Source organism: Brachybacterium rhamnosum (assembly GCF_039526185.1).
In the GTDB taxonomy this organism is placed as follows: domain Bacteria; phylum Actinomycetota; class Actinomycetes; order Actinomycetales; family Dermabacteraceae; genus Brachybacterium; species Brachybacterium rhamnosum.
Map to the genome: position 1 here is coordinate 1,094,301 of NZ_BAAAIS010000002.1, position 13,967 is coordinate 1,108,267.

Genomic DNA, 13,967 nt, shown 5'->3' on the forward strand with positions numbered 1-13,967 from the left:
TCTCTGCGCTAGTCTGAGCTGGTCCCAGGCCAGTACTACGAGCAGGTTGCATGTCACGAAAAGAAGAGGGCATGGCGATGACGGTGGAGACAGGGCCTGTTGAGCCGACCTCCTCGGCGCGAGAGCCGGAATCGGACCCGGCCCGGACGCTCGTCATCCTCGAGATGATCTTCTGCGACAACGAATCGGATGCGCAGATCCTGGCCACCTATTTCTCGCGGTTCGAGATCACGCTTGCATCCGTCCTCGCCCAGGACGTGCCGCCGGACGCCGAGCTCCTCGTGACTCTCCACATGTCTCGGGACAAGGTGGAGTGGATCGATCGGGTCGATGACATGATCCGCGAGGTCGGCAGGAGCCCGCGGCTCCGGTGCAACATCCACCTGTACGACCATCCGCCCGAGGGGTATCCGGGTGGTGACCTGTCGCGGGTGGACTGGGTGAAGGGGCCGAACAAGCACTCTCCCCATCGCGAGCGGCTGTTTCTCGAAGCTCATGAAGGGCTCCATGTTGATCGCTACCGGCGGGTGCTCCGAGTCAATCTCGACGACGACGATCTGTGGTTCCCCTGGCACGTCAGGAATCTCTGTGACGCCGCCCGGGCGGCGCGACTCTCACCAGAGGTCAGTCACGCCGGGCCTCTGGCACTCGGGATCCTCGACTCGATCATCGGATATGTTCAGGAGGGATCGACGACGCTGGATGTGCAGCGGTTGAAGCGCACTCTCACGGGCCAGAAGTTCTACGTGATTGACAGTCCTGAATCCGTCGACGCACTGGCGCCGTACTCCTCTCTCGGGGTCCCGGAGCGCATTGATGCAGAGTTCCACGAGCGTTTCGGGAAGCGCGAGATCGGTCTGTACGGCATCGTCGGCCTCGTCCCTAGCTTCGTTTACGTGCGCTGGGGTCAGAACCTCTCGCGGCAGGGCAAGCAGTACCTCGAGGTGACCACCTTCGGGCAGGTCGAGATCAGCGGTCCCGCGGCAGCCCTTGACTTGAACGAGTCCGAGATCCCGCATTCGGTCGACGGGCTCCGTGTCGTCGTCCCTGGGGATGGGGAGCTGCGAGTGAACGTTCGCCGCAACGCACGCGGTCTCCTCGTCACGACGAACCTCGAGGACTTCCCTGCGGGAGCAGAGGTCTGCTACTACCTCATCCATCGTCGGAATCGCGCCGATGCCCGCTGGTACTCCTCCGATCCTGAGATGACGTTCCGCGATGCCCCTCCTAGCTCGAGCGTTCGTGCATTCGTCCGCGTCGGGACCGAGGTGGTCGCACAGGCTGAGAGCAGGGCAGTGTGAGCCGCGATGCGCTCGAGACCCACAGTGCGCCTCGAAATGTCCAGGAGCCCGTGTTCACACAGCCCGTAACGCGCTGGGCTGACACCCGGGAGTTCCTCGCCGCGACATCCCACGAGGACGGGCTCCACGTGCTCGGCGACGGTGCCGGACGTCAGACGGAGATGTTCCTGGGGGGGCATCCCTTCGAGGTCGAGAGCTCAGACGTGCTCGTGATCTTCTCCGGGGCGGTGACGAATCGCCGGGCGAAGGTCCCGCCGTTCTTCTCCGGCAGCGGCCTCGCTGCGGCAACCGGGCACCCGTTCATCGCTCTGTCCGATCCGGCGCTCGAACTCTCCGAGAGTCTCGCCATCGGCTGGTATGCGGGAAGCGTCCACCACGACACCCAGCGTGAGATCATCGACCTGCTCACGCCGTTGTCGCAGCGACTGGGAAAGAGGCTGTGGACCGTCGGAGGGTCGGCAGGAGGATTCGCAGCGCTGTGGTTCGGGCACGCCCTTCCCGGCGCGCCCTCGGTGTTTGCCTGGAACCCGCAGACCGATCTGCTGGAGTACTCACCGAGCTTCGTGAGGCAGTACCTCGACGCGGCGATGCCGGAGGCTGTCTCCGCGCAGGGGGCGCGGTCGCTCCAGAAGGTCGGCCGTGAAGCATTCCGCAATGCGGGGCACTCCCACTCTGTTCTGGAGTTCCTCCCTACCCAGTCGCCCTCTCGTCTGCTCTATCTTCAGAACTCGACGGATGAGCATCTCGTGGAGCATTGCGCACCGTATCTCGAGGCGCACGGCTACGCGCGATACGGCCGGGGTCTCTGGCGCAGAGATCGTGAGCACGTGGTGTGGATCGCCGACGTGGCAGACGGGCATCTTTCTCCGACGCGAGATCAGCTCATCGACGTTCTCTCGCGCATCACGCGTGAGGATGGTGACCTGCTGGGGCTGGTGCAGGACCTCGATCTCGCGGACTACTTCGGAGATCTCAAGCAGCGTCGCCCCGATCCTCTCCGCAAATTCGTCGCTGGACGCTGAGCCCGAGGTGATGTTGTACTCCGCATGACGTTCGGGAGCGGCGTCATCGGCATGTCAGCGGTCGCTCAGCGACCACGGAGCGCAGCGGTGATGACCTCCCGCTGGCGTGAGGCGAGGTGCTCCACCTGTGCGAGGGCGGGCTGAGGGAACGACTCCACAGCATCCAGGATCTCGCCGGGGCTGCCGGCAAGCGGCTGACGACGTACGTCAATTCCGAACGCTGAATAGTGGTCCCGGAACTTGAAGTCCCCACCGAAGACTTTGTCGGTGAGCACGAACGGTGCGACGGGGATCCCGTAGGCGTGGGCGAAGATGCAGCCGTGGAGACTCGTGGACGCGACGGCCTCGTACTGCGAGAGCTGACGGACGAACTCGTCGCGCGAGGTGTAGTTGTCGATGATGCGATCGGTCTCCGAGGGGTAGAGCCGTGCGAACTCCTCACGATCCACGTCGTGGATGACGTACCCGATCCCCGGGAGCTTCTCCGTCTCCGGTAGGGGCGAGAGCCAGGGCAGGAGCAGCCCGGGATCGCCGATCACCTCAGGGACCTGTTTCGCATCGCGCTCGATGATGGCCTGGGTGAGAAATCCACGGACCGCTTCGATGCGGACATCGGGCCCGTACTTCCGAGTGCTGCCGTTGATGAGCCCGCCGCCGATCACACGGACCGGAGAATCGACTAGAGCGGCGATGACGGAGCCCACGAGAGCGATGGTCTCCTCGTCCAGCGCATCCTTCTGCCTGATGCCCTTGCGCACGTACGCATCGGGCCCGATGATCTCGTCGGCGATATGGAACCCCATCATGTCCCCGAGATTCCCGGCGTCACCGGAAATGGTGGTCTTGTGGGCATAGACAGAGCGCATGGCTCTCCTCTCAGTGGTCTCCGATGACGGTACGGACGAGGCGCGGCGCGAGAACAGAGCGTGCATAAAGAGGGGCGACGACATCACGCTCGTCGCGCTCCGAGGTCTCTCGTGCTCGGACGGATGAAGCCATCGTCTCAATCGTGGGGCTCAGCCAGGACCGCGGGTAGAGCAGATCACTGCCGGCCCAAGCCAGTGAAGCAGGAAGGGATCGAGATGCCGCACCGTCCGCCACGGTGTAGTGGAACGACTCGAAGTCCGAGACCGAGAGCGCGACGCCGATCTTGCGATACCACTCCGGCATGTCGTCCCCCTGCGGGTCGAAGACCACGGCGCCGGGGTGATCAGCGTTGATGTGTGCGATCCGCCGGTACTGCTCCTCGTACCAGGCCATCTCGTCCGGACGCTGCGCCATCCACGGGTAGTCCTCTGGGCGCTTTCCCTTGATGAAGAGGCGGTACTCAGGGTCATCGGCGAGAAGGGTCTCGAGGAGGTCGACGGCGAGGTCGAGCCGCTTCGCTCGCGGGACGATACCCACGAGCCCGAGGTTCTTCGCGGAGCCAGGGAGCTTGGGGAGATCGAGCCCGACGGTGTCGACGGGGTTCGGCACGACGGTCGCCTTTGCTGCGGGCACCCCGTGGCTCTCGATGGCGGCACGACGGATGAGCTCCCCGACGAAGACGTAGGCCGAGACCCGTGCGTGCTTGACGCGGCTGAGGTACGGGCGGAACAGCTCCTGGGAGTGCACCCGCACCACCAGGCGCTGGTGAGTGCCCACGTGCTTGGAGTACCAGACCGCGTTGCCCAGGCCCCACTCGCAGAAGACGACGTCCGCCTGGGCGAGGAGCTCCTTCGAGCGCTCCTCGTCATGCTTGGTGTGGTTCTCCCACTGATCGATGAGAACGGTGTGCCCGGCGCTCTCGAGCTCCTCGAGCAGAGCGCCCGCGAACTTCAGGTCGTGACCGGCCACGAGCACGGTGCGTGGCACCGACGTGGGATCGTCGAGCGCCGCCGTGTCCTCGACTGGACGGGCCCCGGGCCCCACCACGAGCAGCCGCACCGCGGCCGCGTGCGACGCGCGGAGCGCCGCCTCGACCGTCGGATATCCGGCGGCGTGCGCAGTGCGCACCAGCCCCCGAGTGGAGCCGTTGAGCGCTCCGAGAGCCGCGAGGGTCCTTCCCTCGTGCTCCGGGCCGGCGATCTCCGCGTCGATCCGGTCCCAGCTGCCGAAGCGGGGCGCGATGAGCAGATCCTCGAACCAGGTGCGAGGGAGGGGCTCGTCGACGATGCCGATCCACGCGGCCGCCGGCGATCCCGCCTCACGGGAGTCCCGCACTACGATCCCGGCCTCGGAGAGCGCCGCCGTCGCGGCCGCCGGCCCGCCGGGCACGAAGACCTCGAGGGGTCGCTGGGACTGCGCCAGCACGGAGTCGAACAGCTCTGCGTCGGATCGCGTGAGGACCACGGCATAGTCCTCACGCGGCGCCGCCGTCACGGCGACTCCCGTGGTGCGCAGGAGGATTGCCATGGCGCTGTCCACCGTGTGGGCGCGGTGCACGGCGCGCATCTGCCGCCAGGCCTCGCGCACCCGGGCCACAGGATCCGTGGACCAGGAGTGCAGCATGGCGCGCCACAGGGAGGCGTCCTTGGAGACGGGGATCATCCCGCCGAAGGTCTCCTCGACGCCGCGGCCGGGACCGGAGAGGGCGATGCCGCCGCACGCGGCGATCTCCACGACGCGGCGGGAGAACATCGACGGGGACTGCATGACGGAGTTCCCGTTGAGGTGGGCGAGGTGGGACTTGTAGGAGTCGATCACCTCGCCGTAGGGCAGTGCGCCGTCGCTGAACCGCGTGAACTCCGGCGGGAAGCGGTATGGGGAGTCGGGGTTCGTGGCCTGGCGGTCGTAGATGGTGATGCCGAACGCCGAGGAGGTCGCGAGCATCCGGTACAGCTCCTTGGAGCGCTCCTTGTACCGGTCGCCGTAGTACGTGCCCGCGTACGCCACGGTGTGGCGGTACGGGCGCTGCGTGGGCAGCGGGTTGTGGATCGCGGGCTGCGCGTAGAAGGGCATCGCCGAGACGGTGCGGGTGACGGCCCCGGGTGTCGAGAGGTAGGTCGGAATCATCGCCGCATCCGTGGTGAAGACGTGATCGCACAGCGCGGCCGTGGGCCGGAAGCGCTTGATGTGGATCGGATCCTCCTTGTTCCAGAAGGCGGAGGTGATCCCGAGCTCGCGCGCGCGGGCGAGCAGGTCACGGATGTCCTGGTGCTCCTCCAGCTCGTAGGCGCCGATCCCTCGGTGCCACTGCCCGCCGTTGCCCTCCCAGGCGGACTCGACGAGCACGAGGTCCAGACCGGTGGTCTCGAGCTGCTCACGCCACCGGGAGCGGTCCAGGGGCACGACGTTCATGGAAGCGGAGAGGGTCGACGTCGTGAACTCGTCGGCGATGAGGCCCAAGGTGATCGAGTCGAGGGATCGGCCGCCGGCCGCAGCGTCGGCGACCGCGGTGATCACCTGTCGGTGAGCGAAGCGCATGCCCTGGGCCACGGACGTCCAGGTGCGCTCGTCGAGCGTCCACAGCCGTGCCGCGCGGCCCAGGTCGCGGCGCAGGTCCTCGTCGCCGATCAGCGCGGCGAGGGCATCCGCGAGGGACGCCACGTCCCCGGCGCGGAAGGTGAGCGCACGGGCGCTGCCTTCCCCGGCGAGGTCGAAGTGAGGGGCGACGTCGGAGAGGAGCACGGCCTTCATCGACGCGAACGCCTCGAGCGGCTTGAGCGGGGACACCATCTCCGTCACCGGCAGCGACAGTCGCGGGACCGGGACGATGTCGAAGGTGCTCAGGAGTCGCGGCATCTCCTCCATGGGCAGCCGGCCCAGGAAGCGGATGTCGGTGCTGCCGAGCTCGTCCCGGAGTGCCTCGAGCGCCTTCTCCTCGGTGCCGGAGCCGGCGATGACCACCTGGTGCTCGACGCCGCGCGCGCTGAGCGCGGACGAGGCCCGGAGCAGGGTGTCCAGCCCCTCGTAGCCCACCATGCTCCCGGCGAAGCCGATGACGGGGACATCGGTGCGGATTCTCTTGGACTCCGCGTAGCGCACGTCCTTGGGGAGGGGGACGAACTCGTCGGTGTCCACGGCGTTCGGCGCCACGGTGATCTTCTCGGCAGGGATCCCGCGGGAGATCAGGTCCTCCTGCACCTGTCGGGTGATCGCGAGGACGTGGTCCGCCTCGCGGGCCACGAGAGTCTCGAGATCGGCGATGGTGCGGAACTGCTCGCTGCCGTCGAAGGCGGGCTTGCTCGCCACCTGGGACAGCTCCCAGAAGCCGCGCACCTCGTAGACGAAGGGCACCCCGACACGGCGGGCGGCGACGAGGGCGGGGAGCGCGGTGCGGTAGTTCGAGGCGGACTGGATCAGCTCGGGGCGCTGCAGCAGCGCCTCGCGGGTGAAGGCATCGGCCGCCTCGATGAGGTAGCGGTCCATGGGGACCGCTCCCAGGCCGGAGCCGGGCAGGTGCACGTAGTCGACGCCGTCGAGCTCCTCGACCCAGCGCTTCTGGCCGGGCTTGGGCTTGTCCGCCTTGTGGTCCCAGGGGTAGCCGGCGCGTGCGACGACGCGGACGTCCGCCCCAGCCTCCTGCAGGCCCTTGGCGACGCCGCGGGTGCGGGTGGAGTAGCCGTTGGAGTTGAACACGGGCGTGGAGTGCACGCAGTACAGGACGCGCGAGGGCTCCGGGAGGTACACGGAACCCTGCGCGCGAGGAGGAACCTCGACGCCCCCATGGCGGAGCCGGTGATCGCCGAGTACGCGCTCGACGATGCCCTTCTCGCGGTCGTTGAGCTGCGCGACGAGCTGCGGGTTCTCGACGGCCAGGCGGGCCGGCTCGTCGATCAGGCCGTGAGCGAACCACGTGCGGTTGATGACGCGGTAGAGCGTGGCGGACGAGGGATGGATCTCGAACTCGTGGCGCAGGGTGTCCAGGTCCCGCTGGCCCACGGGCAGCGGTGACTCCCCGTCGAACCCACTGAGGGGTGCGGTGGTCGGGGTCCCGGGGCTGGCCGAGGGCGAGGTCGGAGAGGACGGGGCCGACGGCGCATCGACCGGCGGCAGAGTTGCTGACGAAGGCGCCGCCGGTGCCTCTGTCGAGGCAGGCCCCTGCTCCGGCACCGTGCCCGCCAGCGTCTCGGTGTCCTTCGAGTCCTTCAGCGGCGTCGGTGACGACTGCGGTGAGCGGAAGGCTTGAACGGGGCTCAGGACTGCCTTGCCGACCTTGAAGGTGCGAGAGCCCCGCACACGATGCAGGTCCTCCTTGAGGCGCTGAACCTCCGCCGCGTGCTTGTCCCGCGAGGCCTCGACGGTCTCGATCCGCTTGCGTGCTGCGGCATCGGACTTCTGCGCGGCGAGCGCTGCCTTCTCCGCGGCCTTCCGGGCCTCCTCGGACTCCAGTCGCTTCGCCTTCTCCCAGCGCGTGGCCTTCTCCGCCAACGCCTGGGCCTCCCGCGCGGCCTTGAGCTCGGACTCGAGCGCGGCCAGCTTCTTCTGCAGCCGCTGCTGGGCGCGGAAGAACGCGACGGGATCGCTGGCTGCCAGGTTCGCCTTGAGGAGCTCGATCTCGGCGTCTGAACGGGTTTCGTCGTCGAAGGTCATGTCTCGATCCATGGTGCGAAGGGTCGGCGGAGGGGAGGAGCGCCGGGACGGGCAGAGCCCGCGCCACAGCATGACAGGATCGGCTTCCACCCCCATGGGCGGGAGCCGATCCTGGTCATGTACGGGAGGTGACGCTTCTCAGCGCCACAGACCCTTGGTGTCGATGACGACCTTCTCCTGCAGCTTCTCGCGGTCGAAGGTCTTGAACGGGTCGTGGTCCACCATGAGCAGCACGATGTCCGCTCGCTCCACGGCGTCCTCGAGCTTGGCGAGCTCGACGTTGGACTTGCCGGCGAACTCCTGGGGGAGCTCCTCGATGTTCGGCTCCACGACCAGCACGGTGCCGTGGTCCAGACGGTCCGTGAGCGCCACGGCGATGTCCTTGGAGGGGGATTCACGCAGGTCGTCGATGTTCGCCTTGAAGGCGATGCCGAGCGCAGCGACGACGGGGGACTTGAGCTTGTCCGCCTTCTCGAGGACCTTCGAGAGAACGATCTCCGGCTTGGAGTCGTTGACCTCGCGGGCGGTGCGGATGAGGTTGGAGTACTCGCGGTCCGAGGAGACGATGAACCACGGGTCCACCGCGATGCAGTGGCCGCCCACGCCCGGGCCGGGCTGGAGGATGTTCACGCGCGGGTGGTGGTTGGCGAGCTCGATGAGCTCCCACACGTCGATGCCCTGGCGCTCGGCGATGATCGAGAGCTCGTTGGCGAAGGCGATGTTCACGTCGCGGAAGGCGTTCTCGGTGAGCTTGGCCATCTCCGCGGTGCGGGCGTCGGTGACGAGCAGCTCGCCGCGGCAGAAGCTCGCGTAGAGGTCCCGGTTCAGCTCGCCGGCCTCCTGCGAGAGGCCGCCGATGATGCGGTCGTTCTCGACCATCTCGATCATGATGCGACCCGGCAGCACGCGCTCCGGGGCGTGAGAGAAGTACAGGGAGTTCGGAAGGTTCGGCTCCTTGGTGAACTCCGGGCGGATCCCGAGGATCACGTCCGCCATGAACTCGGTGGCTCCGGGGGGAGAGGTGGACTCGAGGACCACGAGCTCGCCGCCGGAGAGCTTCGGGGCGATGCCCTTCGCGGCCGCCTCGATGTAGGAGAGGTCCGCGTCGTGGTCGCCCTTGAAGGGGGTGGGGACGGAGACGATGTAGGCGTCCGCCTCCGGGGTCTCGGTCTGGGCGGAGAGCTTGCCCTGGGCGACACAGCCGGCGACGACGGTCTCCAGGCCCTCCTCGACGAAGGGGACCTGGCCGGCGTTGATCGCGTCGACGTTGGACTGCTTGATGTCCACACCGATCACGGTCTTGCCCGCCTGCGCGAGCACGGCGGCCGTCGGCAGGCCGATGTAGCCGAGGCCGATCACAGCGACGGTGTCGAGAGGGACGTTGGGGCTCATGCGGGGACTCCTGAGGAGGGAGGGAACGAGGTCGACCGCGAGGTCGAGAACGCTCTTACGGTAGCGGCACGGATCGCCTCGAAGCGACGTGCGGTCATGGGGTGTCGCACGCCCGAGCGCCTTCATGTCGCATGCCACGAACGTGTCGGCCGGCGGCTCCGACGTGTTCGTCCTCCCGTCGCCTCGTGTTCACGAGGTATCGGGGTCCGTGTGCGCATGCGATCGGCCACGACCGGATGAAGCGGGGCACGTGGCGCCGATAGTCTCGACACGTCATCCCGCCTGCGTGAAGAGGAGCCTCTGTGCCCGAGGTCGAGTCCCGGCGCCACATCCGTCGCTCCCGATGGGTCGCAGCCGCCGCCGCGCTGCTCGTCGTCCTCCTGGTGGTGCTCGTCCTCGTGCTGGACGGCCGCCTCTTCTCGAACGGTGGCTCGGGGGAGCCCACGGCCGGGGCGACCAGCTCGCCGGGGGGAGATCCCTCCGACGCCGGCGGCGGCCCCTCGGATGGTGGGAGCTCAGCGTCCGACGGCGGGGGCACGGACGCGGCCGGCACGGTGCCGTTCAGCGCCGTGGAGAAGATGTCGATGCGGTTCCCCTCGGAGAAGCGCACGCAGTCGCGCTCGTTCAACGTCGAGGCGGGGGAGACCTACCTCCTGCGCTTCGACGTCTCCACCGAGAAGCCGGCGGACTCCCCGGGCAACGGATTCATGCTCGGTGTGCGTCTCGAGTGCACGGACGAGCAGGGGAAGCAGGTCGCGACGACGGGCGGGACGCAGAACCTGCTCACCGGGGACCCTGTCACCCTCACGAACCAGGTCGTCCTCGCCCCGCGCGCCAGCGGTGTCTACCGCTGCAGCCTGCTCGCCAACGCACCGGATGCGGCGCTCGCCGCGAAGGGGACCGCTTTCGCTCTCGACGTGACGTGGAAGGTGACCGAGCCGGTGGGAGTCGCGCTCCCCGCGCAGGCGTCCACGCAGCTGCCCGCGGTGATCCCCACGGGGGCGACCCGGCAGATCTTCTCCCAGGACGTCCCCGTCGCGAGCCTCACCCAGCGCCGGCTCGACGTGCTCGCCAGCCTGTACCTCACCTCGTGCACGGGCCCGGGCGGTTCCACCGAGGGTGGCACGCAATGGTGCACGCAGGAGGTCATCGACCAGACCGGAAGCCACTACCGCTTCGAGGTCCGTTACGACGTGATCGGCAGCGACGGGAACGTGTGCGGGACCATCGACTCGGGTCGCCGGGAGGAGTACCTCGACACCTACCGCCACCACCAGCTCTACCACGTGGAGAAGTCGGTGACGGTCCCCGCTGATCTCTGCGGGGACACCATCCGCACGTCGGTCAACCTGCTCAACCGCGGTCCGGCAGGCCTGCTGGTGCACGGTGAGAACACGTCGATGGTGACGATGGAGACCAGGCCCGTCGGCTGAGGCTCGATCAGCTCGGCGATGGCAGGTCCGTGATCGTCACCGACTCGGGATCGATCATCATGCGCTGCCGCGCGAGACCGTTGGAGACCTCGAGCGTGATCTCCGGGGAACCGTCCTCGGAGAGCTGGCGCACCTCGGGAGCGGTTCCTGCGCCGGGGGCGACCACGGTGACGAACCGGAGCCGGGTGCCGCTGCGGCGCACGAGGACTGCCGTGGCCGGGGCGAGCTTCTTCCACCCCACGGAGACGTAGCCGTCGAAGGGATCGTCCTGGTCGCGCACCGTCGTGAGGTCGAGCGGGGCAGGATCGAACCAGAGTGCGGCGCGCTCGCCTGCTGCGGTGAGATCCACCTGATGGTCGGAGGCCTCCGCATTGACGTCGGCCCCCAGCTGCCACCTCAGCACGCCGGTGATCTTCTTCCTCGCGGCGGCCTCGTCGATCACGACGAGGTACTCGCCGCCGGTGGAGTAGATGACGCGACGCGTGAGCTCGACCCGGTCCACGCTCAGGTCCTCGAGCAGGAAGTCGTGGTGATCCTCGTGGATCTCGTGCCGGGAGAGCTCGGTGAAGGCGTCGCGGAACGCCTTGCGGCCCTCGACGGAGAGCACGGAGTGCCCGGCCCGGGAGACGAAATGGTGCCGTGGCGTGCTGTTGCCGTACTGGAACTTCCCCGGGTCCACGATCCAGTTCACGCCGCGTGCCGAGTACGTCAGCGACGTCCCGTCGGGGTGGCCGTGCACGCGCCGGGCGGGGCCGAAGCGCAGCGTGTAGTAGGTCTGCGCCGAGTACGGGCGCTGTGCGTCGCCCCAGCCGCTGCGGGCGAAGACGTAGCCCGCGTCGTAGACCGCGACGGTCTCCGAGGGCGCGGTGCCCTCGGCCCCGTCGGTGGTCACGTAGTCGGTGAAGGGGGTGTCGATCTTGGTGGGGCGCAGCACGTCGGTGTCGCCGATCGAGACGAGGGTGCCGTCCGGGCGCGTGGCGTGGGCGATCTGCTCCGGTGCGTGGAGGTGCCTGTCCGCTCCCTCCGGCCGCGGCAGCTGCTCCAGGTCGAATCGACGCAGCGCCTTCTCCCACCAGATGAAGTTGTTGTGGTGGTAGGCGGGAGCGCCTTCGGCGTTCATGCCCTGCTCGTCGTACTGCTCACGCAACAGCGAGCCCATCCGCTGGGAGGCGAGCCGCCAGTAGCGCTCCTCTTTGAGGACACGACCGCAGATGAACAGCGCCTCCTGCTGGTGCAGCGCATGGTTCGCGTTGCCCATGTGGTCCGGGTCCGCGAGGTGCTCGGCGTGATCGCGGATCGCCGCCTCGATCCAGGGCAGGTGCGCGTTCGCCCGGCGCCACACGAGCGGCGCGGCGAGGCACAGCTGGGTGGCGCGGAGCCCGTCGGCCATGTCCACCCAGGCCCACGGAGAGGCCGCGCCCTCGCGCGGGTTCTTCGCGGTCCAGTCCTGCATGTAGTGCAGCCACATCTCGAGCGCGGGGGCGTTGCGCTTCACGGCCGCACGGCGCAGCGGCTCGAGCCAGCGCAGCGAGTGGTACTGGAAGCACCAGTTGCGATCCTCGAACGGGTCCTCCAGCCAGGTGGGATCCTCGGGGATCCGCCACTCCGGGTGGGGCGCCATCTTCAGCTGGTGCGCGAGCAGGCGCGCCACCTCGGCGTCGTCCACCGAATGCTGCAGGGTCTGGCGACGGGATGCCCAGAGGTCGAGCCCGGGCGGCTGCGGAGGCTCCGGCGGGCGCACGGCGCGAGCAGCCATCACGCGATCTCCGCATACACGCCGGCCACGACCGCGGCGAGCTGCTTCCAGTCCCGCTCGGCGACTACCCAGTCCCGGGCCTGGGCGCCCAGGCGGGCGGCGAGCTCGGGATCGTCCAGGAGCGTGGTGAGCTGCTCGGTGAGCGAGGCGGCACTGCCCTTGGTGTGCAGCAGCCCGTTCGTGCCGGGGGTGACGATCTCCGCGAGGGCGGCGACGTCGGAGGCGATGACGGCCTTGCCCATCGCCATCGCCTCGAAGGGCTTGAGCGGCGAGACCATCTCGCACACGGGCAGCGGGAGCCGCGGGAACGGGGTGACGTCGATGATCGAGTAGTACCGCTCCACCTCCTCGTGCGGGATGCGGCCGGTGAAGGTGACGACATCGCCCAGCTGCTGCTCCGCGGCGAGGGCCTGCAGCTCCTCGAGCTTCGCGCCGTCGCCGATGATCAGCACGTGGAAGTCTTCGCGCGTCGCGCGCAGGGCGCGGGCGGCCTCGAGTAGCAGGTCCAGGCCCTCGTAGTCCACGACGGTGCCCACGTAGCCGATGACGGTCTTCCCGGTGACGCCGAGCTGCGCGGCGAGCTCCTCGTCGCGGGGGAGCGGGGTGAAGCGCTCGGAGTCCACGCCGTTGGGTACCAGGACGATCTTCTCCTCGTCGACGCCGCGCGTGACGAGCTCGTCCTTGAGGGCCTGGGTGATCGCGAGGACCTTCGTCGCGCCGCGGGCGGCATCGGCCTCCATGCGGGCGATGTAGCGGTACTGGTCGCTGCGCCCCCACTCGGGATCGCGGGAGCCGCGCGTGACCTCCCACAGCCCCCGCACCTCGTACACCGACGGGATGCCGAGGATCCGGCCGGCCTTCACCGCGGCGAGGCCGTTCCAATGGTTCGAGGCGCCGTGGAGGATCGCCGGGCGCTCGGTGCGGGCGAGCGGCAGCAAGGCGTCCACGTAGCGGGCCACGTAGTCGAACATCGGGTTCTTCTTCTCGATCTGCCGGCCGGTGAGCAGGTGGTGGTAGTCCACCTCGCCCACCAGCTCGTGCGCGGGCAGGTCGGGGAGGTCCGCCATCTTCGGCATGTCGTAGGGGTAGCCCAGACGCGTCACGCCGTCCACGTCCCAGCCCATGCGGTTCAGCTCGGTGAGCAGCCCGTGGGTGCGGGTCGCGTAGCCGCCGGAATGGTGGGGGAGCGCGTTGTGCAGCAGGTAGAGCGCGTGGTCGCGGCGGGGTGCGTACTCCGGCTCGTCGCGCATCTCGGGCAACGGGAATCCGTCCCGGGCGAGATCGGAGTTGCGGACCACGACCGGCTTCGGGGCGCCGGGGGCACTGGGGGTGTGCGTGAGCGTCGAGGGCTTCGCCCGGCGGGACTCCTGCCGGCTCCACCAGAGCCGCAGCTCGCCGATGCCGCCGTGGCGGAGGTGCCACAGCGCCTTCCGCAGGGTCGTCACGCTCGAGGACAGCGGATCGGGCACGAGGGAGACCTCCAGGCAGGCGGCAGGGACGGGCTCATCCTAGGGTCTGCGCCGTCCCGGTACTGTGGCGGTTGCCAGGA

At 68.6% G+C, this 13,967-nt stretch carries 8 protein-coding genes; 3 read left to right on the forward strand and 5 right to left on the reverse strand.

Annotated features, from left to right (window positions below; genetic code table 11):
* Positions 1 to 71 precede the first annotated feature (71 nt).
* Positions 72 to 1,301, forward strand: coding sequence for a hypothetical protein (locus tag ABD080_RS06790; protein WP_343904156.1), 1,230 nt, complete (start codon positions 72 to 74; stop codon positions 1,299 to 1,301).
* Between the two features lie 50 nt (positions 1,302 to 1,351).
* Complete coding sequence (locus tag ABD080_RS06795) at positions 1,352 to 2,323, forward strand: hypothetical protein (RefSeq protein ID WP_343904157.1); 972 nt, start codon at positions 1,352 to 1,354, stop codon at positions 2,321 to 2,323.
* 65 nt (positions 2,324 to 2,388) lie between these two features.
* Here the strand turns inward: ABD080_RS06795 and ABD080_RS06800 are convergent, their stop codons facing one another.
* From ABD080_RS06800 to wecC, 3 genes are all read right to left on the reverse strand, one after another.
* The gene (locus tag ABD080_RS06800; RefSeq protein ID WP_343904158.1) at positions 2,389 to 3,189 is read right to left on the reverse strand and encodes a polysaccharide pyruvyl transferase family protein; all 801 of its coding nucleotides are present in this window, start codon (positions 3,187 to 3,189) and stop codon (positions 2,389 to 2,391) included.
* A gap of 10 nt (positions 3,190 to 3,199) precedes the next feature.
* Complete coding sequence (locus ABD080_RS06805; protein WP_343904159.1) at positions 3,200 to 7,837, reverse strand: glycosyltransferase; 4,638 nt, start codon at positions 7,835 to 7,837, stop codon at positions 3,200 to 3,202.
* Between the two features lie 138 nt (positions 7,838 to 7,975).
* The gene (gene wecC, locus ABD080_RS06810; protein WP_343904160.1) at positions 7,976 to 9,229 is read right to left on the reverse strand and encodes a UDP-N-acetyl-D-mannosamine dehydrogenase; all 1,254 of its coding nucleotides are present in this window, start codon (positions 9,227 to 9,229) and stop codon (positions 7,976 to 7,978) included.
* A gap of 302 nt (positions 9,230 to 9,531) precedes the next feature.
* Between wecC and ABD080_RS06815 the strand changes: the two genes are divergently transcribed.
* Positions 9,532 to 10,662 carry a hypothetical protein gene (locus tag ABD080_RS06815; protein WP_343904161.1) on the forward strand — a complete coding sequence of 377 codons (1,131 nt, stop codon included), beginning with the start codon at positions 9,532 to 9,534 and terminating at the stop codon, positions 10,660 to 10,662.
* A gap of 7 nt (positions 10,663 to 10,669) precedes the next feature.
* Here the strand turns inward: ABD080_RS06815 and ABD080_RS06820 are convergent, their stop codons facing one another.
* Together ABD080_RS06820 and ABD080_RS06825 are read right to left on the reverse strand one after the other, a co-directional pair.
* The gene (locus tag ABD080_RS06820) at positions 10,670 to 12,418 is read right to left on the reverse strand and encodes a heparinase II/III domain-containing protein (RefSeq protein ID WP_343904162.1); all 1,749 of its coding nucleotides are present in this window, start codon (positions 12,416 to 12,418) and stop codon (positions 10,670 to 10,672) included.
* A complete protein-coding gene (locus ABD080_RS06825; RefSeq protein WP_343904163.1) occupies positions 12,418 to 13,887 on the reverse strand; it encodes a glycosyltransferase family 4 protein in 1,470 nt (489 codons plus the stop codon). Before ABD080_RS06825 ends, ABD080_RS06820 begins: the two co-directional genes overlap by 1 nt.
* Between the last annotated feature and the right edge of the window lie 80 nt (positions 13,888 to 13,967).